This is a genomic window from Paraburkholderia sp. (assembly GCF_047605525.1).
GTDB lineage: Bacteria > Pseudomonadota > Gammaproteobacteria > Burkholderiales > Burkholderiaceae > Paraburkholderia.
In genome coordinates this window covers 19,102-41,436 of record NZ_JASGFN010000023.1, presented here as the reverse complement: position 1 = coordinate 41,436, position 22,335 = coordinate 19,102, and the positions used below count along the sequence as shown (strand labels likewise).

Sequence of the window (22,335 nt, the reverse complement as noted above, 5' to 3'; positions counted from 1 at the left end):
GGCGGCACACTCGCGGCCGCCCGCCCGCGGCCGGGAAATGCCGCACCGCCACACCTTCCTTGACGTATCGCAAACCAGGCAGCAATACTGCGTGAAAGCGGCGAGTTTCGCGACCCAATGCCGCACCGCCACACCAGAGCGCGCGAGGTTCCACCCCTACAATCGGCATGCATTCGCCAGACCGCCCGGCCCAGCTAGGACGGCCTGGATCCGGCCGGATTCACCGGCGTGAAGTCGTCTTCGACCGATCATGACCATAGCCGTCAATCGCAGCAGCACACTCCGGTCGCGCTGGCGCAACCGGTTCACCCGGTGGGTACGCGGTCCAACGCTGGCACGCGATATCGCCGTCATCCTCGCCATCAAATTCGTCCTGCTGATGGCGCTCAAGTACACGTTCTTCAATCATCCGCAGGCGGAGCACATGACGCTGCCGCCCGAGCAAGTCGCGCAGGCGCTGCTGTCGGTGCCCGTGCCGCATCCGTCCCAAGGTGATCAACATGCCCGTTAACGAAGTCGTAGAACTATCGCGCCTTCAGTTCGCCGTCACGGCGCTCTACCACTTTCTGTTCGTGCCGCTCACGCTCGGCCTCGCGTGGCTGCTCGTCATCATGGAGTCCGTCTACGTGATGACCGGCAAGCAGATCTACAAGGACATGACCCAGTTCTGGGGCAAGCTGTTCGGCATCAACTTCGCGATGGGCGTCGCCACCGGCCTCACGCTGGAGTTCCAGTTCGGCACCAACTGGGCGTACTACTCGCACTACGTCGGCGATATCTTCGGCGTGCCGCTCGCCGTCGAAGGGCTGATGGCGTTCTTCCTCGAATCGACGTTCGTCGGCCTGTTCTTCTTCGGCTGGAACCGGCTCTCCAAAGTGCAGCATCTGATCGTCACGTTCTGCGTCGCGCTCGGCTCGAACCTGTCGGCGCTGTGGATCCTGGTCGCCAACGGCTGGATGAACAATCCGGTCGGCGCGAAGTTCAACTACCAGACGATGCGCATGGAGCTCGACAGCATCTCTTCCGTGATCTTCAACCCGGTCGCGCAGGTGAAATTCGTGCACACGGTATCGGCCGGTTACGTGACCGCCGCGATGTTCGTGCTCGGCGTGTCGTCGTGGTATCTGCTCAAGCGCCGCGACACCGAATTCGCGCTGCGCTCGTTCGCGATCGCCGCCGGTTTCGGCCTCGCGTCGTCGCTGTGCGTGATCGTGCTCGGCGACGAATCCGGCTACCGCACCGGCGAAGTCCAGCAGGTCAAGCTCGCGGCGATCGAATCCGAATGGGAGACCGCGCCTGCACCGGCGCCGTTCACGATCTTCGGTATCCCGAACCAGAAGGAACAGCGCACCGACTACGCGATCCGCGTGCCGTACGCGCTCGGCATCATCGCCACGCGTTCGCTCGACGAGCCGGTGGTCGGTCTGCGTGATCTCGTGACGGAAAACGAAGGGCACATCAGGAACGGCATGCTCGCCTACGCCGCGCTGCAAAAGCTCAAGGGCGGCGATGCCACGGACGAAGCCCGTGCCGCCTTCGAAGCGCACAAGGACGACCTCGGCTACGGTCTGCTGCTCAAGCGGTTCACGCCGAACGTGGTCGACGCGACGCCCGAGCAGATCGCCGAAGCGGCCAGGGGCACGATTCCGCCGGTGCTGCCGCTGTTCTTCTCGTTCCGCCTGATGGTCGGCCTCGGCCTGCTGTTCCTCGCGACCTTCGTGCTGGCGTTCTGGTTCTGCGCGCAGCGCACGCTGCTGCTCGAGAAGCGCCGCTGGTTCCTGCGCTGGGCCGTGTGGGCCATTCCGTTGCCGTGGCTCGCCGCCGAACTCGGCTGGATCGTCGCGGAAATGGGCCGCCAGCCGTGGAGCATCGCGGGCATTCTGCCGACCAATCTCGCCGCGTCGAACCTGACGCCGCGCGATCTGTATCTGAGCATCGGCGGCTTCGTGCTGTTCTATACGGTGCTGTTCATCATCGAGATCATGCTGATGTTCAAGTACGCGCGGCTGGGCCCATCGTCGCTGCACACGGGCCGCTATCACCACGAAATCGAACAGACGATGGCCCAGCCGCTGTCGCCGAACACGGTCGCATGACGCGCCGCCACACCGCTCGAGAGGAAAAACCGCTATGGACTACGCTGTCCTCAAACTGATCTGGTGGGTACTGATAGGCGTGCTGCTGATCGGCTTCGCGCTCACCGACGGCTTCGACATGGGCGCGGCGATCCTGCTGCCGTTCATCGCCAGAACGGACGCCGAGCGCCGCATCGTCGTGAACACGGTCGGCGCGACGTGGGAAGGCAATCAGGTCTGGCTCGTCACCGCGGGCGGCGCGATGTTCGCCGCCTGGCCGCTCGCGTACGCGGCGTCGTTCTCCGGCTTCTACTTCGCGATGCTGCTCGTGCTGTTCGCGCTGTTCTTCCGGCCGGTCGGCTTCGACTATCGCGGCAAGCGCGACAACCCGCGCTGGCGCAATGCATGGGACTGGGGGCTCTTCGTCGGCGGATTCGTGCCGGCGCTGGTGTTCGGCGTCGCGTTCGGCAATCTGCTGCAGGGCGTGCCGTTCTCGTTCGATACCGATCTGCGCGTCACCTATCACGGCAGCTTCTTCGGCCTGCTCAATCCGTTCGCGCTGCTGTGCGGACTCGTCAGCATATCGATGCTCACCGCGCACGGCGCCGCGTTCGTGAAGTGGAAGTCGGACGGCGTGGTCCACGAGCGCGCGTCGAAGGCGCTGCGGCTCACGGCGCTGTGCGCGGTCGTGCTGTTCCTGGTGGCGGGCGCGCTCGTCGCGACGATGATCGGCGGCTATCAGATCGTCGACGCGCCGCCGCTCGACGCGGTCTCCAATCCGTTGCTGAAGACGGTGATCGGCGCACCGGGCCTGTGGCTCACGAATTACGCGCTCTATCCATGGATGGTGCTCGCGCCGCTCGCGGGTCTCGTCGGCGGCGTGCTCGCCGTGCTGCTCGCGCGTTCGCGCTTCGAGGCGAGCGCGTTCCTGTCGACGTCGCTGATGGTGATCGGCGTGATCCTGACCGCAGGCTTCTCGATGTTCCCGTTCATCATGCCGTCGTCGCTCGACGGCCGCAGCAGCCTGACCATGTGGGATTCGACGTCGAGCCGCCTGACGCTCGAGATCATGCTGTTCGCGGTGATCGTATTCCTGCCGCTCATCCTGCTCTACACGAGCTGGGTGTATCGCGTGATGCGCGGCAAGGTCACCGCCGCGGCGATCGAGGAAAACCACCATTCGATGTATTGACCCGGCACTGCGCTCAACAGAAAACAGGAGTTCGTGATGTGGTATTTCAGCTGGATTCTCGGTATTGGCGTCGCGTTGGCGTTCGGCGTCGTCAATGTGATGTGGCTCGAATCGCGTGAGGCATTGCGGGCGGCAAAGCGCACGACGCGCTGATACGGCGCGGGCCGGCAACGCATCGCCGGAGGGCGTAAACGCGCAAGCGGCACCTTGAAAAAGGTGCCGCTTGCTTTTTGTGGCGGCTATCGCGACGGCTCGATGACCGCGTTTCGCTGCGCTACTGGGAGCATCGACTCACGCGATCACGCCGGCACCGGCGCCGCGCCCGCGCCTCCGCCCCGCGGCGACAGGCGCTCGGCCAGCTTCAACGCGTAACGCTGCGCCGCGTCGCCGACGATGATATGGAACGTGTCCGCGGCAACCCACGCCGTATCGAGCGAAGCCAGACGCTGACGATCGACCGCTGACGGATCGCGCACGACGATGCGCAGACGCGTCGTCGCGACCGCATCGAGCGACACCACGTTGCCCGCGCCGCCGAACACGGCGAGCCAGCGCAGCGGATCCGGATCGAGCGGGCCGCCTTGCGCGTGCTGCGCGGTTTGAGCGCTCGGCGCCGCGGCAACCTGCGCCGTGGCAACCGCAGCCGCAGCCGGAACAGCAGCAGCCTGCACCGCCTCGCCCCCTCCCTGCGCGATCACCGTACGCATTTCATCGGCGATGATGTCCGCCTCCGGTCCGATGATCACCTGCACGCTGGTTGCGCCGCGCTTGAGCACGCCACGCGCGCCGATCAATTTCAGCTCGCTCTCGGACACCTTCTCCGCATTCACGACCGACAGACGCAGACGCGTCGTGCACGCATCCACCACCGACAGATTCGCCGCGCCGCCCAACGCCGCGATATAGCGCTGCGCGCGCGGCACCGCCGCGGTGGCAGCCGGTGCGACGAAACCGCCCTCGGCGAACGAATCGGTCTGCTCGTCGGCGGCAGCGGGCTCACGGCCCGGCGTCGCCATGTTGAACTTGCGGATGAAGAAGCGGAACAGACCGTAGTACACGACTGCATAGACGATACCGAGCGGAATCGCCCACCAGCCCTTGGTCGACAGACCGAAGTTCAGCACGTAGTCGATGAAGCCCGCCGAGAACGTGAAGCCGAGGTGAATGCCGAGCGCCGAGCAGATCGCGAGCGACAGCCCCGTCAGCAGCGCATGGATCGCATACAGCACCGGTGCGAGGAACATGAAGCTGAATTCGATCGGCTCGGTCACGCCCGTCAGGAACGACGTCAGCGCCATCGAGAACAGCAGGCCGAACACCATCGCGCGGCGCTCCTTCGGCGCCTCGTGATACATCGCGAGACACGCGGCCGGCAGGCCGAACATCATCACCGGGAAGAAGCCGGTCATGAAGGTGCCGGCGGTCGGATCGCCGGCGAAGAAGCGATGCAGGTCGCCGGTGACCGGCGCACCGCCGGCCGGCGTGAACGTACCGAACACGAACCACGTCAGCGAATTGAGGATGTGATGCAGGCCCGTGACGAGCAGCAGCCGGTTCAGCACGCCGAACACGAATGCGCCGAGCGCGCCGGCCGTGGTGAGCCAGTGGCCGGCGACGTCGATCGCGTTCTGCACCGGCTGCCACACGTGGCCGAATATGATGCCGAGCACCACGCAGACCACCCCCGTGACAATCGGCACGAAGCGTTTGCCGCCGAAGAACGCGAGGTAATCGGGCAGCTTGATGTCCTTGTAGCGGTTGTACAGCAGCCCCGCGACGATACCGGCGATGATCCCCGACAGCACGCCCATGTTGAGCTTGTCGTTGATGTCCTTCATCACCGCGATCTGCACCAGATAGCCGATCGCGCCCGCGAGGCCCGCGACGCCGTTGTTGTCCTTCGCGAAGCCGACCGCCACGCCGATCGCGAACAGCAGCGGCAGGTTGTCGAAGATCGCGCCGCCCGCGTCGGCGATCATCTTGATGTTGAATACGTCGGGCTGGCCGAGGCGCAGCAGCAGGCCGGCGACCGGCAGCACCGCGATCGGCAGCATCAGCGCGCGTCCCAGGCGCTGAATCTTCAGAAACGGATTTCCATCCATCGGTATCTCCAATCCTTGTCTCGTAGTCGAGAACGTTCTGGTTGAGTTGTGCAGCTATGTGGGGAACGCACCGCTCGCGCATGAACCGGCATGCGGCGAGACACGAGCGGTGCGCGGGTTCAGTCGAGCGGCCAGGTTTCGCGGCTCGCCGCCCTGACCGCCTGCGCGGAATCGAGCGCGAGCGCATCCTGCGCGCGCTGGCGGCACAACTGATAGTCGAGCGTGCGCACGCGCGCCTTGATGCCCGGCACCGACACCGGATCCACCGACAGCTCGGTCACGCCGAGGCCGACGAGCAGCGGCATCGCAAGCGGATCACCGGCGAGCGCGCCGCACACGCCGACCCATTTGCGGTGCTTCGCCGCGCCTTCGACGGTAGCCGCGATCAGCCGCAGCACCGCCGGATGCAGGCCGTCCGCCTGAGCCGCCAGATCGGGCTGGCAACGGTCCATCGCGAGCGTGTACTGCGTCAGATCGTTGGTGCCGATCGACAGGAAATCCGCGTGTTGCGCGAGCTGATCGGCGAGCAGCGCCGCCGACGGCACCTCGATCATCACGCCCACTTCGATCGGCTCGGTGCGGCCCGACTCCCGAGCGAGTTCGTCGATCCGCTTGCGGATGCGCACGAGTTCGCCCGCGTCGGTGACCATCGGCAGCAGGATGCGCACCGCGCCGACCGGACGCACCGCGAGCAGACCGCGCAACTGATCGTCGAGCAGGTCCGGGCGCACCTGCGCGAGGCGCACGCCGCGCAAACCGAGCGCGGGGTTCGGCTCGGGCGGCAGCGTCAGGTAATCGACTTCCTTGTCCGCGCCGACATCGAGCGTGCGGATGATCGCGGTGCGTCCGCTCAACGCGTCGACGATCGCCTGGTAGCTCTGACGATGCTCGTCCGCGTTCGGCGCGGCCGGCCGGTGGATGAACAGCAGTTCGGTGCGCAGCAGGCCGACCGCGTCGGCGCCGTTGTCGACCGCGGCCTGCGCGTCGTCGAGCGTGGCGATGTTCGCGGCCACTTCGATCGCGCGGCCATCGGAGGTCGCCGCCGCCTGCTGCGACGTGCGGCGATTCGCTTCGCGCACGTCGGCGAGGCGGCTGCGCTCGCGGCGCGCGCGCTCGACGTCGAGCCCGGTCGGCGCGAATTCGAGCCGGCCGGTGCTGGCGTCCACCACGACCTCGGTGCCGTCGGGAATCGCATGCAATGCGTCGCCGACCGCGACCAACGCCGGAATGCCCGCCTGGCGCGCGAGAATCGCCGCGTGCGAGGTCGCGCCGCCGCGCGCCATCACGAGCGCGGTGACCCGCGTGCGATCGAGCGACGACAGATCCGACGGCGTGAATTCGTCCGCCGCGAGCACCGCTTCGTCCGGCAGCGTGCGCGCCGCCGCGCTCGTATAGCCGAGCGCGCGCAGCACGCGCTTTTCGATGTCACGCAGATCGGCCGCGCGTTCCGCGAGCAACGCATCTTCGACGTTGCTCAGGATCCCGATCTGCGCGCGGATCGCGTCACGCCATGCGAAGCCGGCGCTCTTGCCGAGGCTGATCAGATCGCGTGCCGCGTCGAGCAGCGTCGGATCTTCGAGCAGCACGCGATGCACGGCGAAAATCCCCGCTTCGCCGACCGCGCCGCGTTGCGACGCGTCGCGCACGATCGTGTCGAGGTCGGCGTCGACGGTCGCGATCGCCTTGTCGAGCAGGCGGCTCTCCGCCGCCGACGTGCCGCTCGCCTGTTCCGGCGGATCGACGTCCGCGTCGTCCCAGCGCACCAGCTTGCCGACCGCGACGCCCGGCGCCGCGCACACGCCCGCGAGCGTGTTCGGCGCGAGCGGCTCGCCGTTTGCCGGACGCGCGGCAACGACGGGCGTCTGCGGCGTGGCCACTTGCCGCGCCGGCTTCTGTTCGACTTCGCCATGCGCTTCGCGCGTCAGTTCATCAGCGATCGCATCGACCGCGGCCTGCGCTTGCGGACCGACGCCGAGCAGTTCGACCGTCGCGCCTTCACCGGCCCCCAGGCCCAGCAAGCCGACCACGCTTTCGATCGCCGCCTTGCGCCCTTCGTAACGCACTTCGACGCGCGCATCGAACCCGCGCGCCGCTTCACGCGCCCGCGCCGCCGGTCGCGCATGCAGCCCGCCCGCATGCGTCAGCGTGATCTGCCGGCGTGCCTCGTCCTGCACGGCGCTCGCATGGCTCACCGCGCCGGTATTCGCACCGGCCCGCGCGCGCAGCGCCAGCAGCGGCGTTTCACCGGCCTTCGCCTGACCGGCCGGCGCGCGCTCGACCACCTCGAACGCATCCGAATTGGCAATCGCGATCACCGATACGAGGCTCGGCGCATGCAGCGCGATCTGATCCTGATCGAACTCGATCAGTACGTCGCCCGCACGCACGTGCGCGCCCTGCTCGACCATCGGCGCGAAACCCTTGCCGTTCAGCTCGACCGTGTCGATACCGATATGCAGCAGAATCTCCACGCCTTCGTCATTGACGAGCGTGAGCGCATGACCGGTGCGCGCGAGATGCGTGACGACACCGTCGCACGGCGCCACGAGCCGGCCCTCGAGCGGATCGATACCGATGCCGTCGCCGAACATGCCGCCCGAAAACACCGGGTCGGGCACGTTCTCGAGCGGCACGACCGGACCGGTCAGCGGGGCGAGCAAAACAATGTGAGCTTCGGAATGACTCATCAGGCTGGACTTCTCGACACGTCGCATCTGCATTCTCGTCAGTGAGTTTCGGTGACTTTGTTGAGATGGCGTGGCGCGTCGGGATTGCGCCCGCGCGCGGCGGCAAGATCCGCGGCCATCACGTAAAAGGACAGGATGGCGGCGATCGGATCGAGCGCCGCGTGAGCGGTTGAAGCGAGCGGCAGCGACGCTTCCGGCACGTCGTCCGGCGCGGCGAGCAGCACGCGCGCGCCGCGCTCGCGCATGTCGTGCGCGAGTTGCAGCAGCCCCGCCTGCTCCGGTCCGCGCGGCGCGAACACGAGCAGCGGATAGTCACGGTCGATCAGCTCCATCGGGCCATGACGCACTTCCGCGCTCGAAAACGCTTCGGCCTGGATGCCGGAGGTTTCCTTCAGCTTCAGCGCGGCTTCCTGCGCGATCGCCAAGCCGAGACCGCGGCCGATCACGATCATCCGCCCGATGCCGCGCAGTTCGTCCACGGCCATCGACCAGTCGAGCCGGCCCGCGCGTTCCAGTGCATCGGGCAGCGTGGCGAGCGCGCCGAGCAGCTCGGCGTCGTTCTGCCAATGCGCGACCAGTTGCGCGGAGATCGACAGCATCGCGATATAGCTCTTGGTCGCCGCGACGCTCAGCTCGGGACCGGCGACGAGCGGCAGATGCCACTCGCACGCGTCGGCGAGCGGCGAAGACGGCGCATTGACCGCGGCGACGGTCAGCGCGCCGGCGGCGCGCAACGCGGTCATCGTGCCGACGAGATCGGGGCTCTTGCCCGATTGCGAGAACGCCAGCGCGAGCTGATCGCGCACCCGCAGCGGCGCCTGCTGCAGCGTCGCGACCGACATCGGCAGCGACGCGACCGGCACGCCGACGCGGCTCATCGTCAGCGACGCAAAGTAACTGGCGGCGTGGTCCGAGCTGCCGCGCGCGACCGTCAGCGCGACATGGCGCGGCTGTTCGGCGAGCTTCGCCGCGAGAGCCGCGACGCGCGAGGTATCGGAGAGCTGAGCGGCGACCGTTCCGGCGGACGCGAGCGCTTCCTTAAGCATATTCGACAATGGCTTCTCCTTCGACGTAAGTTGCGCTCAACGCCAGCTCGCGATCGAACACGACCACGTCGGCCCACGCGCCACGCGCGATACGGCCGCGGTCTTCGATGCCGAGATAGTCGGCGGCGTAGCGCGACAAACGGTTGGATATATCGGCGATCGGCAGGCCGATCGAAACAAGATTGCGCAGCGCCTGATCCATCGTCAGCGTGCTGCCGGCGAGCGTGCCATCGGCGAGGCGCACGCCGCCGAGGCACTTGGTAACGCGCTGGCTGCCGAGACGGTATTCGCCGTCGGGCATGCCGGTGGCCGACGTGCTGTCCGTCACCACGTACAGACGCGGAATCGCGCGCAGCGCGGTGCGGATCGCGCCCGGATGGACGTGCAGCAGGTCGGGAATGATTTCGGCGTACTCGGCGTGCGCGAGCGCCGCGCCGACGAGCCCCGGATTGCGGTGATGCAGCGGCGACATCGCGTTGAACAGATGCGTGAAACCGCACGCGCCGTGCTTGAGCGCGGCCACCGCGTCGTCGTAGGTGCCGAGCGAATGGCCGAGCTGCACGCGCACGCCGCGCGCCGCCATCTCGGAAATGATCTCCATATGGCCGGCGATTTCGGGCGCGAGCGTGACAACGCGGATCGGCGCGATCGACAGATACTTGAGCACCTCGTCCATCACCGCCGAAACCGCCGCGTCCGGCTGCGCGCCGAGCTTGCCGGGGTTGATATACGGGCCTTCCAGATGCACGCCGAGCACGCGCGCGCAGCCCGGCGTGCGCACCCGCGCGACGTCGCCGAGCCCGGCCACCACGCTCATCAGCTCGTCGCGCGGCGCGGTCATCGTCGTCGCGAGCAGGCTCGTCGTGCCGTAGCGCGCATGCGTGCGCGTGATCGTCTCGATCGCGTCGCCGGCTTCCATCACGTCGGCACCGCCGCCGCCATGCACGTGCAGATCGATGAAGCCGGGCAGGATGTACGGCGCGTCGTTCGTCGACGGATCGACGGGTTCACCGGTCAGCGCCGTGATGCGGCCGTTTTCGTATTCGAGCGTGCCGTGGATCCACCCGTGGGTGGTGAGTATGTTTCCGGTCAGCATGAGTCTCTCTGGTGCGTGATACGTATGCGGCAAAGTTGCGGCCGCCGGGCTCGCGGTCCCTCTCGGCCGCGCTGGTCAGTCGCGCATTCAGGTGCGCAGTTCGGCGACGAAGTCGTAGTAGTCGTCGCGGCAATAGGTGTCGGTCAGCTCGATCGCGCGCTGGTCCGCGCTGTAGCCGATACGGGTAATGACGAGCAGCGCCGTGCGCGGTTCGATGTCCATCAGCGCGGCGACTTCGCTCGACGCGTTGACCGCGCGGAAGTGCTGCAGCGCGCGCACGACCGCCGCGCCGCGTTGCTCGAGGTAGCTGTAGAGCGAGTCGCCGATTGCGAGCGGATCGGGCACGATCGCGACCGGCAGCGCCGAATGCTCGACCGCCATCACGATGCCGTCCGCGCGCCGCAGCCGCCGCAGGCTCGCGACCGCCGCGCCCGGCGACAGGCCGAGGTTGAGCAGTTCGTCGCGATTGGCGGCGCGAACATCGCGCTCGAGCCATACCGAGTCCGGGCGGAAGCCGCGCTGCTGCATCTTCTTCGTGAAGCCGGTGAGGCGCGACAGCGGATCCTCGACGCGCGGCGTAATGAAACTGCCCGCGCCGCGCGCACGGCGGATCAGACCCTGCTCGACCAGCAGCTCTATCGCCTTCCTCGCGGTGATGCGCGACACGCCGATCGCGTCGGACAGCGTGCGCTCCGACGGCAGCGCCTCGCCGGCCGACCAGACGCCGCAATGGATCGCCGTCGCAAGGTTGCGCGCGAGTTGCAGGTAGAGCGGCGTGACGTTGCGCACGTCAGGCATCAATGCGGACCAGCGAGTTTCCATGGGGCTCCGACGGACGCCGCGAGCAATGCGGCCGGGAAAATTGAGAGCCCATTATATAACCAACATAATACCAGTCAATCGACTGGTTCCACGCTGGTATCGGAGCGCTCAAAGCCTTGCCGAATAAGGCTCGCAGGCGGGTTGGAAGGCGCCTGCAACGCGCAATTGCGGATCGGGATTTACCCGTATCCAAGCCATCGGACGATACCAGCGCGGGCTTTTTGGCTTCGATGAGTCAACGAAAGCCGCCTGGCTCAGCACCTGTTTAATACCAGTTTGAGCCCACTTTCGGGAGCGGCTTTTGGGGACAGCGTCGCTCACCGGCGTTGCAATTCCAATATAGTGACGGATACCAACTCACAAGAAAGTCCTCCGGGGAGCCGCACTTGACAGATTCCGAGGCGCTGCGGCGCGCTCAGGCCGTCCGCCATTTCAACCGCTTCTACACCCGATGCATCGGCGCGCTCCATGAGCATCTGGCCAGAAGCGAGTTCTCGCTGACGGAAGTGCGCGTGCTGCACGAGCTTTCTCGCGGGCACGCGCAAACCGCATCGGTGCTGGGCCGCGCGCTCGGTCTCGACAGCGGCTATCTGAGCCGCCTGCTGACCAGTTTCGAACGGCGCAACCTGATCACGCGCCGCCCGTCCGACATGGACGCGCGCCAGTCGCTGATCGCACTCACCGGGCACGGCCACGCGACCTACGCGCCGCTCGAAGACGCCGCCGTGCAGGAGGCACTGGATCTGCTCGACAAGCTCAGCGCGCCCTCCCAGGAGCAACTGATCGCTGCGATGAAGCTGATCGAGCGGCTGCTCGGCGACCAACCCAAACCCGAACCCGTGCTGCTGCGGCAGCCGCGCAGCGGCGAATGCGGCTGGCTCGTGCACCGGCAGGCGCAATGGTTCGCCACGCAATACGGCTGGGATCAGACGTTCGAGGGATTGCTCGCGCGCATCGTCGCCGATTACGCGCAGCGCAACGATCCGCTGCGCGAGCAATGCTGGATCGCCGAGCAGGCAGGTCTCGTGGTCGGCTCGGTGTGCATCGTCGGCGTATCGACGACGGTGGCCGCCGTGTGTTTGCTGTGGGTCGAGCCGCACGCGCGGCGGCTCGGCATCGGCATGCAGTTGCTCGACGAATGCGTGCGCTTCGCGCGGCGCGCGGGTTACACGAAGCTCACGATGAGAACCGCGAGCACGTTCATGGAACCGCGGCGACTCTGCGAGCGCGCCGGGTTCAGGCTGGCCGGCGCGGCGGCGGAGCACCGGTTCGGCCGGGATCTGACGATCGAAAGGTGGGAGCTGGAGCTATGAAAAAAGGCACGCGCCTGTGCGGCGCGTGCCTTTCTCCATGTGATGCGATGGCGCTGAAAAGTGTCGCTTAGAACGACGGCACCATCGAACCCTTGAACTGCGTCCTGATGAACTGACGCACCTCTTCTGACTGATAAGCCGCGACCAGCTTCCTGACCCACGGCTGATCCTTGTCCTTGGCGCGCACCGCGATCAGATTCGCGTACGGGCTGTGGATGTCTTCGAGCGCAATTGCGTCTCTGGTCGGCTGCAGGCCGGCGGCCAGTGCAAAGTTCGTGTTGATCACGGCGGCGTCGACGTCGGCCAGCGAACGCGGCAGTTGCGCGGCGTCGAGTTCGACGAACCTGATCTTCTTCGGATTTTCGGCGATGTCGAGCGGCGTCGCGTTGTTGCCGCCCGTGCCCGCGCCTTCCTTCAGCTTGATCAGCCCTTGCGCCTGCAGCAACAGCAGCGCGCGGTTTTCGTTCGACGGATCGTTCGGCACCGCGACCTTCGCGCCCTGCGGCAGGTCCTTCAGCGACTTCAGCTTCTTCGAGTACGCGCCGAGCGGCGAGATGTACGTGAGACCCGCGTTGACGAGCTTGTAGCCGCGCTGCTTGATCTGGCTGTCGAGGTACGGCTGGTGCTGGAAGCTGTTCGCATCGAGGTCGCCCGCGTCGAGCGCGGCGTTCGGCTGGATGTAGTCGTTGAATTCGACGACCTTCACGTTCAGGCCTTCACGCTTCGCCACTTTGGTGACGACTTCCCAGATCTGCGCGTCCGGGCCGCCGATCGTGCCGACCTTGATGACCTTGTCGTCCGCGTGGGCGCCGAAGCTGGTCAGGATCGCCGCGCCGGCGACGACCGCGGTGAGGGCTTTGAGGAGGTTTCTGCGCTGCATGTGATTCTCGCTGTTACTGATCGACTGTGTGTCGATGGGTCCCGATGAAAACGAGCGGCGCGCTCGTTCATACAGGCGCGCCGCCGGCCAAACGCGGAATTCTTTCATATGGCCGGCAAGTTGGGAAATACCCTGGTCGCATATGGTTATGCGGGACGTTGTGATCGCCGGCCGCCGGTGCGCGCCCGGGTATGTCGGTGGCGCGCGGTAAATCCGCGTCTGCCCGATAATTCAAGGCCGTGGCCGCAAGCGGCCTCATTCAATTGCCTGTGAGAACGACCATGTACGTGATCAACCTTATCTACACCGCGCCGCTGGACCGGATCGACGACGTGCTCGAAGCGCATCGCGCGTTTCTCGCGAAGCAGTTCGACGCGGGCATCTTCGTCGCGGCCGGCCCGAAGGTGCCGCGCGACGGCGGCATCATCCTCGCGGTGCGCATCGAGCGCGACAAGCTGGATCGGATTCTCGCGAGCGACCCGTTCGCCGAGCAGAAGCTCGCGCGCTACGAGGTCACGGAGTTCAAGGCGACGCGTCTCGCGCCGGGGCTGAATCTGCCGGTCCCGGCTTGATTGAGCATCGGGGACGAAGAGGATATCGACGAAAAAAGCAGCCGCGGTGACTTCGATCTCAATCGAGCAGCAGCTTGATGTCATGCACCCACGGCGTCGCGCCCTGGCCGTCGCGCGCGAACAGACGCAGCTTGCCATCCGTGTCGAACACATAGCTCGCAGCCGTGTGATCCATCGTGTAGCTGTCGGGTGTCTTGCCCGGCACCTTCGCGTAGTAAACGCGGAAATCCTTCGCGACCTTCGCGAGCTGCTCGTCGTTCGCCGGACGCAGGCCGACGAAGCTCGGATTGAACGCCGGCACGTATTGCGCGAGCAACTGCGGCGTATCACGCTCGGGGTCGACGGTGACGAACAGCACCTGCACGCGCTTCGCGTCTTCCGGACCCAACTGCTGCAACGCCTGCGACAGTTCGGCCATCGTCGTCGGGCAAACGTCCGGGCAATGCGTATAACCGAAGAACAGCACCACCACCTTGCCCTTGTAATCGGCGAGCGTGCGGATCTTGCCCGACGTGTCAGGCAGCGAGAAATCGCTCGCGAACTGGGTGTTGCCGGTGATGTCGAGATTCGTGAAAGCCGGCGGCTGCTTGCCGCAGCCCGCCGTGATGAGCGTGGCGCCCAACGCGCCGCCGAGCGCGCAAGCGATCACGGCGGCGCGCGCGACGCGCGCAAAGCGGTTCTTGAGCATGGTATTACGCGCCGATCACGACGCGCGCGTAGTGGTCGATCAGCAGCGCGGCGAACAGCAGCGACAGATAGACGATCGAGTAACGGAAGGTTCGGCGCGCGAGATCGTCCGAATATTCCCGGTAGATCTTCCACGCATACGCGAGAAATACGGCGCCGAGCAGCACCGCCGCGCCGAGATACACGACGCCGCTCATGCCGGAGACGAACGGCATCAGCGAAACGGCAAAGAGGATGACCGTGTAGAGCAGGATATGCAGGCGCGTGAATTTCTCGCCGTGCGTGTTCGGCAGCATGGGCAGGCCGGCGTTTTCGTAGTCCTTGCGGCGATACAGCGCGAGCGCCCAGAAATGCGGCGGCGTCCACACGAAGATGATCAGCACGAGAATCCATGCGTCGCCGGGCACATGACCGGTGACCGCGGCCCAGCCGAGCGCCGGCGGCATCGCGCCCGACGCGCCGCCGATCACGATGTTCTGCGGCGTGGCCGGCTTCAGCAGCAGCGTATAGATGACCGCATAACCGACGAAGGTAGCGAGCGTAAGCCACATGGTCAGCGGATTGGCGAACGTGTAGAGCGTCCACATGCCGAGGCCGCCGAGCACGGCCGAGAACAGCAGGATCTGCACGGTGGTGATTTCGCCGCGCGCGGACGGACGCCACGAGGTGCGGCGCATCTTCGCGTCGATCTGCTGTTCGACGAGGCAATTGATCGCGAACGCGGCGCCGGCCAGCAGCCAGATGCCGATGGTGCCGCCGATCAGGACGGTCCACGGCACCATGCCGGGCGTCGACAGGAACATGCCGATAACCGCGCAGAACACCGCGAGCTGCGTGACACGCGGCTTCGTCAGGGCGAGGTATTGGGAGACCCGGTTGCCGGGCGTTTGGGAGAGTGTTGTGCTGTCCATGTGAGTCACGCTGGCGCGGCATCGCGCACGGGGAGCATGGCGCGGCCGGGACGGCTATAAGCGATCCGAAAGTTTAACATAACGAGCAGCAGCAGCAGGATCGCGGCCCCGCCGTTATGGGCGACCGCGATCGGCAACGGCCATTGCAACACGATGTTCGACAGGCCGGTGATGAACTGGATCAGCACCACCAGCAGCACGCCGTTCGCGGGGCGCCGCAGCGACTCGAAGCGGCGCAGCTTCAGTGCGAACCACACCAGATAGGCGATCACGACGAACGCGAACGTGCGATGGGTCCAGTGAATCGCGACCAGCGCATCCTGGGTGATCACGTCGCCGTCGCCGGTCATGCCGAGCGCGCGCCACAGGTGAAAGCCGTGCGCGAAGTCCATCGGCGGAATCCATTGGCCGTTGCAGGTTGGGAAGTCGGTACAGGCGAGCACCGCGTAGTTCGTGCTGACCCAGCCGCCCAGCGCGATCTGGAACACCAGCAGCGCGAGGCCCGCGAGCGCCGCGGCGCGCCAGCGCGCGGCTTCGGGTTCATAGGCGGGCAGCGGCGTCAGTCGCGCGGCCAGCCAGCCGAGCGTGCCGAGCAGCGCGAGACCGAGCAGCAGGTGCGTCGTCACGATGACCGGCTGCAACTTCATCGTCACCGTCCACGCGCCGAACGCGCCCTGCACGACGATCAGCAGCAGCAGCGAGGTCGGCCACCACGGCGACACGTGCAGCGGACGGCGTTTGATGCGCGCGGTCCACGCGATGATCGTCTGCGCGATGATCAGCACGCCGATCGCCATCGCGAAATAACGGTGGATCATTTCGATCCACGCCTTCGTCATGCTGACGGGGCCGGTCGGCATCGCCCGATAGGCGGCGGAAATCGCCGCATGTGCGATGAACGGCGACGACGTGCCGTAGCAGCCCGGCCAGTCCGGGCAGCCGAGGCCGGAATCGGTGAGGCGCGTGAAGCCGCCGAACATCACGAGATCGAGTGTGAGGAAGGTGGTGAGCCAGACCAGCTTGCGGAATTTGTCGTCGTCGGCCTTGACCCACACGTAGGACAGCGGCAACAACGCGATACACAAACCGATCAGGGCCAGTTGCAATACGAACATCTTCTTTTACCTGTTTGCGGCATCAGCCGATACGCGACCACTTCAGCAGCTTGGTCAAGTCGCCCTTGATCTTGCTCGGATTCGCGTCTTTCGGAAAACGCATCATCAGATTGCCGTTCGGATCGACGAGGAAGATGTGGTCGGTGATCCGGGTGCCGGTATCGGCGGGCAGCCATGCGGCCACCTGGGCCGGGTCGGCGATCAGCATGTCGGTGTCGGGGTACGCGTGTTGTATCACGTCGGCGACGTTGCCGGCGTCGGTACGCAGCCACACTTCGACGACGCGCTCGCGCTCCGGCCCCTGGGCTGCGCGGATTTGTCGCATGAAGTACAGCTTCGTCGCGCAGGCCTTGTCGCAGGCGCTGCTGTCGACCGAGATCATCAGCCAGCGGCCGCGCAGTGACGCGAGCTCGAGCGGCTTGCCGTCCTCGCCGGTGACGACGAACGAGTCGGGAATCGGGCGCTGCGGCTCGATGAGCGCGCCGTAGTTCGTGGTGCCGCCGGTCGGCCTGACCACGTAGTACATGAAGTACGAGATGGCGATCGGCGCCGCGCAGATCACCGCGAGCAGCAGCAGGATCCAGCGGCCGCGCTGCCACGAGCCCGAGCCGTTCGGCTGGCCGGGGATCGCTTTCGCCGCGACGGGTTTGCCGGCTTGCGGCGAACGGGGAGTTTGAGTCGACACTACAAAACCTCTTTCAATGATTGAGCACGTTTCGGCGCACGCCCGCGCACCACATCACGCGCCCCGCGCGTGTTCTTTTCTGCCCGCGCGCCGCGCCGCGTACAGACCGAAGCCGAGCGCCGCGGCCGCCATGCCCCACCACTGGAACATATAGCCGTAATTGCGCTCGACGCCGGTGGTCGGCGCGGGCCAGTCGCGCACCAGTCCGTCGCCGGTGTTGTCCGTCTGCTGGATCACGAACGATTGCAGCGGCAGCCCGGTTTCCGAAGCGTAGGCGGCGACATCGAGATTCTGACGGATCAGATGATGCGCGGCCGAATCGTCCTGTCCCAGCTCGAAGGCGCGTGACGCGTCGGCCCGCGCAATCCCTTCGATCTCGACCTCGCCGGGCGGCGTCGTGTACGGCGCGATGGTCTCGCGATTGACCATATTGCGCGGCAGCCAGCCGCGATTGACCAGCACATAACCGCCGTCGGTCAGTTTAAAAGGCATCACGACGTAAAAGCCGGGCTGGTCGTTATACGGCCGATTATCGAGGTATACGACCTTGTCCGCGACAAAACTGCCGCGCGCCTTCACGCGATGGAACTCGATGTCCTTCAGCGCAACCGGCGCCGCGCTCACCGGCAACGCGGGCGCGTTTTCGAACTGCGTGATCCGCGCCTCGAGCGCTTCCTTCTGATGCGCGCGATCTCGCTGCCAGAAACCGAGCCGCACCGTCACGACGACTACGAGCAGAATCAGCAGCGCGGGAATCAGGCGAAACTTCATTGCATATGCTCCGGCACCGCGCTCAGGATCGCCGGGAACCTGCGGCGGACGCCCGCACGCGGTGCGATAATAAACGTCTTGCCACTGCGCTTTCCGGTCTCAGTTGGTTCCATGCACATTATCGTTCCCATTGCGTTTGCCCTGATCATCGCCAGCATGGTGTCGGCGCTGTATTTCATGATGCACGACAGAGGCAAAACCAAGCGGATGGTCTGGTCGCTCGCCACGCGGGTCGGCCTGTCGATCTCGCTGTTCCTGTTCATCCTGTTCGCGCACTGGATGGGCTGGATTCAGTCGACCGGGATTCCATACGGGCGTTGAAGTTCAGCTCAGGTATTGAATGTCGCGCTCGTTGACACCAGGGTGCCGCGCCCTGTTCGGCATCGGCCGTGGACCGTCGGGATCCGCGCCCCACTGCCCGAACCTCAGTGGCAAAATTCCCATGCCACCAAACAAAACGCCGCCCCGACAGGTCGAGGGCGGCGATGCATCAATCTCTCTGTATATTGCTCGTGCGCGCCCGGCAAAGCGGCGCGCGCGGGTCTGACTGCGTTACAGCCAGTACACGACGACGTACAGCCCGAGCCACACGACGTCGACGAAGTGCCAGTACCAGGCCGCGCCTTCGAACGCGAAGTGATGTTCCGCCGTGAAGTGACCGCGGATCAGCCGCACCAGCACCACCGCGAGCATCGTACCGCCGAGGAACACGTGGAAGCCGTGGAAGCCCGTCAGCAGGAAGAACGTCGAACCGTAGATCCCCGACGCGAGCGTCAGATTCAGCTCGTTATACGCGTGGAAATATTCGAAGCCCTGCAGGAACAGGAAGCATACGCCCAGCACGAGCGTCGCGGCGAGCCACGCGATCGCCTTCCTGCGATGGTTGTCGCGCAGCGCGTGGTGCGAAACCGTCAGCGTCGCGCCCGACGACAGCAGCAGCGCCGTGTTGATGGTCGGCACCGGCCACGGCTGCATCGACTTGTAGGTCGACACGAGGTCAGCCGGACCGTTGTTCGGCCACACCGCCGAGAAATCCGGCCAGATCAGCTTGTAGTCGAGGCTGCCGAGCTGATGCATCGCGATTTCGCGGGCATAAAAAAGCGCGCCGAAAAATGCGCCGAAGAACATCACTTCGGAGAAGATGAACCAGCTCATGCTCCAGCGGTACGAGCGGTCGACGTTCTTTCCGTACATGCCGCCTTCCGACTCGGCGATCGCGTCGCCGAACCAGTGCCACAGCGTAAAGAGCAGCCACAGCAAACCGACGAGCACGCCGAGCGGCGCCCAGGTGTGATCGTTGATCCAGGCCGCAAGCGATCCGAGCATGACCAGCAACCCGGTAGCGGCGCTGATCGGGTGCCGCGACGGATGTGGTACGAAATAGTACGGGCTCTCGTTTTGACCGCTCATTCTTGATTCTCCACTTCAGTCCAGTTGTTCCGGAATCTCCGGCTGTATCTTCGGCGGCGCGTCGATACCGCACCGCTTCACTCTTCTAATTCGCAGGCGCAGCCGCCACGCCCGATACCGCCCCGCTGGCCCCACTCCCGCACGACCCACGCACTGAAGAACGTCTCAACCGACCACCGCGCGCACGACCAAAATCAGCACCGCGATAAAAATCGCCGCGCCGATCAACGCCGCCGCGATCACATGCAGCGGGTTGAGCTGCGTGGCGTCGGCTTCCAGATCGCGGCGCCTGCGCACGCCGAAAAACGACCAGAACACCGCGCGCATCGACTGACCGAAACTGCTCTTGCGCGGGCTGCCGCCGTTCTCGCCGCCGTTATCGATCATCTCGCCCATTTCCTTCGTCGTCTTCCTTCGTCCGCGGCTCCGGCCGCCTTAACTGCGTGTCGCCTGTGCCCGGGGCACCGCTTCGTCCGCGCTCGCCGCCGGCGGCGTGTCCAATTCGAAGAACGTGTACGACAACGTGATCGTTTTCACATCCTTCGGCAACTTCGGGTCGACCACGAACACTACCGGCATCCGCCTGGTCTGATTCGCGGTCAGCGTCTGCTGCGTAAAGCAGAAACACTCGATCTTCCTGAAGTACTCGGTCGCCTGCTTCGGCGCGTAGCTCGGAATCGCCTGCGCGCGAATCGTGCGCGGCTGTTCGTTGCTGACGTCGTACATCACCGTCGTCACTTCGCCCGGATGCACGTCGAGACTACGCTGCTCCGGCTTGAAATCAAGCGGGCCGCGCGCGTTCGCATCGAATTCGATCGAAATCGTGCGGCTCATGTCGACCTGCGTGTTCTTCGCCTCGCGCGCGGTCGTATCGCGCTGCACGAGGTTGTTGATGCCGGTGATCTGGCAGATCGCGCGATACATCGGCACCAGCGCGAAGCCGAAGCCGAACATCATCAAGGCGACGACGCACAGCTTGATCAGCATCGAACGGTTGAAAGAGCGGTCGGCCTGAGCCGGCGGTTGCGTCGACATCTGAATCCTCAACAAACCTGCGAACGGACTTCAACGGCTGCGTGTTAGCTAAACCAGCACTGCTTGAGCACGATGCTCACGAAAAACAGCGCCGCAATCGCGAACATCACCAAACCTATCCGTCTGTTGCCCGCGCGAATCTGCTCCGGCGTACGTCTTTCCTGTGGATTGCGCGTCATGCTCGACTTTCTGAATACTGTTCTTGACTGGCGAGGCGCCACCCTGGCGGCCACCCCGCGAAGCGCCTGATTCCGTCAGCAGCGTGTCGCGCCGCCGGAACCCGGCACTTCGCCAGCTGAGACTCACTCGACGGTCGGTGGATGCTCGAACGTGTGGAACGGAGCCGGGCTCGGCACGGTCCACTCGAGGCCCGTTGCGCCGTCCCACGGCTTGTCGCCCGCTTCCTCGTGCTCGCCGCCACCACGGTAAGCCGGCAACGCAACCGCAAACAGGAAGTAGACCTGCGACAGACCGAAGCCGAATGCGCCGATCGAGATCACCTGGTTCCAGTCGGTGAACTGCGCCGGGTAGTCCGCGTAACGACGCGGCATGCCGGCGAGACCGACGAAGTGCATCGGCAGGAACGCGAGGTTGAAGAAGAACATCGACGCCCAGAAGTGGATCTTGCCGCGCGTCTCGTTGTACATCCAGCCGGTCCACTTCGGCGACCAGTAGTACCACCCGGAGAACAGCGCGAACAGCGAACCCGCCACCAGCACGTAGTGGAAGTGCGCGACCACGAAATAGGTGCCGTGATACTGGATGTCGAGCGGCGCCATTGCGAGCATCAGACCCGACAGACCACCGAACGTGAACACGATCAGGAAGCCGACCGCGAACAGCATCGGCGTTTCGAAGGACAGCGAGCCACGCCACATCGTCGCGACCCAGTTGAACACCTTCACGCCGGTCGGCACCGCGATCAGCATCGTCGCGTACATGAAGAACAGTTGGCCGGTGACCGGCATGCCGGTCACGAACATGTGGTGCGCCCAGACCATGAACGACAGGATCGCGATCGACGCCGTCGCGTACACCATCGAGCTATAGCCGAACAGCGGCTTGCGCGAGAACGCCGGAATCACCTGCGACACGATCCCGAACGCCGGCAGAATCATGATGTACACCTCGGGGTGCCCGAAGAACCAGAAGATGTGCTGGTACATGACCGGGTCGCCGCCGCCCGCCGCGTTGAAGAACGACGTGCCGAAGTGGCGATCGAACAGCAGCATCGTGATCGCGCCCGCGAGAACCGGCATCACCGCGATCAGCAGGTACGCGGTGATCAGCCAGGTCCATACGAACATCGGCATTTTCATCAGCGTGAGGCCGGGGGCGCGCATGTTCAGGATCGTCACGACGATGTTGATGCCGCCCATGATCGACGACGCCCCCATCAGGTGGACCGCGAAAATCGCGAAGTCCATGCCCGGGCCCATCTGCGTGGAAAGCGGCGCGTACAACGTCCAGCCCGCGGCGGTCGCGCCGCCCGGCGCGAAGAACGAGCCGACCAGCAGCACCGCGGCGACCGGCAGCAGCCAGAAGCTGAAGTTGTTCATCCGCGCGAAAGCCATGTCCGATGCGCCGATCTGCAGCGGTACCATCCAGTTCGCGAAGCCGACGAACGCCGGCATGATCGCGCCGAACACCATGATCAGTCCGTGCATGGTGGTCAACTGGTTGAAGAACTCGGGACGCATGATCTGCAGACCCGGCTCGAACAGCTCGGCGCGGATCATCAACGCCATCACGCCCCCGGACAGGAACATGGTGAACGAGAAGATCAGGTACAGCGTACCGATGTCCTTGTGGTTGGTTGCGAACAGCCAGCGACGCCAGCCGTGCGGCGTTTCGTGGGCATGGTCGCCGTGCACGTGCTCGTGGCCCGCGACTACATCGTGTCCGATGCTAGACATGACAATCTCCTAAAGCGAAT

The 22,335-nt window shown here is 65.4% G+C and carries 23 protein-coding genes; 7 read left to right on the top strand and 16 right to left on the bottom strand.

The window, feature by feature from the left end:
* The first annotated feature begins 250 nt into the window (after positions 1-250).
* The 4 genes from cydP to cydX are packed head-to-tail and all read left to right on the top strand — an operon-like array spanning position 251 to position 3,420.
* Positions 251-511: a cytochrome oxidase putative small subunit CydP gene (cydP, locus tag QM685_RS27840; RefSeq protein WP_415121503.1), complete on the top strand. Its 261-nt coding sequence runs from the start codon at positions 251-253 to the stop codon at positions 509-511.
* The gene (locus QM685_RS27835; RefSeq protein ID WP_415121501.1) at positions 501-2,096 is read left to right on the top strand and encodes a cytochrome ubiquinol oxidase subunit I; all 1,596 of its coding nucleotides are present in this window, start codon (positions 501-503) and stop codon (positions 2,094-2,096) included. Before cydP ends, QM685_RS27835 begins: the two co-directional genes overlap by 11 nt.
* 34 nt (positions 2,097-2,130) lie before the next feature.
* Positions 2,131-3,267 (top strand): cytochrome d ubiquinol oxidase subunit II, encoded by a 1,137-nt coding sequence (gene cydB, locus QM685_RS27830; RefSeq protein ID WP_415121499.1) that lies wholly within the window; start codon positions 2,131-2,133, stop codon positions 3,265-3,267.
* A 36-nt stretch (positions 3,268-3,303) separates the two neighbouring features.
* A complete protein-coding gene (gene cydX / locus QM685_RS27825; protein ID WP_415121497.1) occupies positions 3,304-3,420 on the top strand; it encodes a cytochrome bd-I oxidase subunit CydX in 117 nt (38 codons plus the stop codon).
* Positions 3,421-3,566: 146 nt separating this feature from the next.
* On the opposite strand, the gene nagE is transcribed toward cydX, so the two are convergent.
* The 5 genes from nagE to QM685_RS27800 all read right to left on the bottom strand — a co-directional run bounded on the left by nagE (position 3,567) and on the right by QM685_RS27800 (position 11,020).
* Complete coding sequence (nagE, locus tag QM685_RS27820; RefSeq protein WP_415121495.1) at positions 3,567-5,369, bottom strand: N-acetylglucosamine-specific PTS transporter subunit IIBC; 1,803 nt, start codon at positions 5,367-5,369, stop codon at positions 3,567-3,569.
* 119 nt (positions 5,370-5,488) lie between these two features.
* The gene (ptsP, locus tag QM685_RS27815) at positions 5,489-8,056 is read right to left on the bottom strand and encodes a phosphoenolpyruvate--protein phosphotransferase (protein ID WP_415121646.1); all 2,568 of its coding nucleotides are present in this window, start codon (positions 8,054-8,056) and stop codon (positions 5,489-5,491) included.
* 38 nt (positions 8,057-8,094) lie between these two features.
* Positions 8,095-9,111 (bottom strand): SIS domain-containing protein, encoded by a 1,017-nt coding sequence (locus tag QM685_RS27810; RefSeq protein WP_415121493.1) that lies wholly within the window; start codon positions 9,109-9,111, stop codon positions 8,095-8,097.
* A complete protein-coding gene (gene nagA / locus QM685_RS27805; protein ID WP_415121491.1) occupies positions 9,095-10,198 on the bottom strand; it encodes an N-acetylglucosamine-6-phosphate deacetylase in 1,104 nt (367 codons plus the stop codon). Before nagA ends, QM685_RS27810 begins: the two co-directional genes overlap by 17 nt.
* 87 nt (positions 10,199-10,285) lie before the next feature.
* Complete coding sequence (locus tag QM685_RS27800) at positions 10,286-11,020, bottom strand: GntR family transcriptional regulator (RefSeq protein ID WP_415121489.1); 735 nt, start codon at positions 11,018-11,020, stop codon at positions 10,286-10,288.
* Positions 11,021-11,406: 386 nt separating this feature from the next.
* On the opposite strand from QM685_RS27800, the gene QM685_RS27795 reads away from it, so the two are divergent.
* Positions 11,407-12,333 carry a bifunctional helix-turn-helix transcriptional regulator/GNAT family N-acetyltransferase gene (locus tag QM685_RS27795; RefSeq protein WP_415121487.1) on the top strand — a complete coding sequence of 309 codons (927 nt, stop codon included), beginning with the start codon at positions 11,407-11,409 and terminating at the stop codon, positions 12,331-12,333.
* Between the two features lie 67 nt (positions 12,334-12,400).
* On the opposite strand, the gene QM685_RS27790 is transcribed toward QM685_RS27795, so the two are convergent.
* Positions 12,401-13,213 carry a MetQ/NlpA family ABC transporter substrate-binding protein gene (locus QM685_RS27790; protein ID WP_415121485.1) on the bottom strand — a complete coding sequence of 271 codons (813 nt, stop codon included), beginning with the start codon at positions 13,211-13,213 and terminating at the stop codon, positions 12,401-12,403.
* 281 nt (positions 13,214-13,494) lie between these two features.
* On the opposite strand from QM685_RS27790, the gene QM685_RS27785 reads away from it, so the two are divergent.
* The gene (locus QM685_RS27785; protein ID WP_415121483.1) at positions 13,495-13,785 is read left to right on the top strand and encodes a YciI family protein; all 291 of its coding nucleotides are present in this window, start codon (positions 13,495-13,497) and stop codon (positions 13,783-13,785) included.
* A gap of 58 nt (positions 13,786-13,843) precedes the next feature.
* Here QM685_RS27785 and QM685_RS27780 read toward each other — a convergent pair whose 3' ends face one another.
* Genes QM685_RS27780 through QM685_RS27760 form a run of 5 tightly spaced genes read right to left on the bottom strand, consistent with a single transcriptional unit; the run spans position 13,844 to position 17,954 of the window.
* The gene (locus QM685_RS27780) at positions 13,844-14,473 is read right to left on the bottom strand and encodes an SCO family protein (protein ID WP_415121481.1); all 630 of its coding nucleotides are present in this window, start codon (positions 14,471-14,473) and stop codon (positions 13,844-13,846) included.
* Between the two features lie 4 nt (positions 14,474-14,477).
* Positions 14,478-15,383 (bottom strand): heme o synthase, encoded by a 906-nt coding sequence (cyoE, locus tag QM685_RS27775; protein WP_415121479.1) that lies wholly within the window; start codon positions 15,381-15,383, stop codon positions 14,478-14,480.
* A gap of 5 nt (positions 15,384-15,388) precedes the next feature.
* Positions 15,389-16,498 (bottom strand): COX15/CtaA family protein, encoded by a 1,110-nt coding sequence (locus tag QM685_RS27770; protein WP_415121477.1) that lies wholly within the window; start codon positions 16,496-16,498, stop codon positions 15,389-15,391.
* A gap of 22 nt (positions 16,499-16,520) precedes the next feature.
* Positions 16,521-17,183, bottom strand: a complete 663-nt coding sequence (locus tag QM685_RS27765; protein WP_415121475.1) for an SCO family protein — start codon at positions 17,181-17,183, stop codon at positions 16,521-16,523.
* A gap of 54 nt (positions 17,184-17,237) precedes the next feature.
* Complete coding sequence (locus tag QM685_RS27760; protein ID WP_415121473.1) at positions 17,238-17,954, bottom strand: SURF1 family protein; 717 nt, start codon at positions 17,952-17,954, stop codon at positions 17,238-17,240.
* A gap of 111 nt (positions 17,955-18,065) precedes the next feature.
* Between QM685_RS27760 and QM685_RS27755 the strand changes: the two genes are divergently transcribed.
* On the top strand, positions 18,066-18,275 hold the full coding sequence (locus QM685_RS27755) for a twin transmembrane helix small protein (RefSeq protein ID WP_233828068.1): 210 nt from the start codon (positions 18,066-18,068) through the stop codon (positions 18,273-18,275).
* A gap of 231 nt (positions 18,276-18,506) precedes the next feature.
* Here QM685_RS27755 and QM685_RS27750 read toward each other — a convergent pair whose 3' ends face one another.
* The 5 genes from QM685_RS27750 to ctaD all read right to left on the bottom strand — a co-directional run bounded on the left by QM685_RS27750 (position 18,507) and on the right by ctaD (position 22,315).
* On the bottom strand, positions 18,507-19,364 hold the full coding sequence (locus tag QM685_RS27750) for a cytochrome c oxidase subunit 3 (protein WP_415121471.1): 858 nt from the start codon (positions 19,362-19,364) through the stop codon (positions 18,507-18,509).
* A 165-nt stretch (positions 19,365-19,529) separates the two neighbouring features.
* Complete coding sequence (locus QM685_RS27745) at positions 19,530-19,751, bottom strand: DUF2970 domain-containing protein (protein ID WP_415121469.1); 222 nt, start codon at positions 19,749-19,751, stop codon at positions 19,530-19,532.
* A gap of 48 nt (positions 19,752-19,799) precedes the next feature.
* Complete coding sequence (locus QM685_RS27740) at positions 19,800-20,399, bottom strand: cytochrome c oxidase assembly protein (protein WP_415121467.1); 600 nt, start codon at positions 20,397-20,399, stop codon at positions 19,800-19,802.
* Between the two features lie 44 nt (positions 20,400-20,443).
* A complete protein-coding gene (locus QM685_RS27735) occupies positions 20,444-20,578 on the bottom strand; it encodes a cytochrome oxidase small assembly protein (RefSeq protein WP_415121465.1) in 135 nt (44 codons plus the stop codon).
* 123 nt (positions 20,579-20,701) lie between these two features.
* Complete coding sequence (ctaD, locus tag QM685_RS27730; RefSeq protein ID WP_415121463.1) at positions 20,702-22,315, bottom strand: cytochrome c oxidase subunit I; 1,614 nt, start codon at positions 22,313-22,315, stop codon at positions 20,702-20,704.
* Between the last annotated feature and the right edge of the window lie 20 nt (positions 22,316-22,335).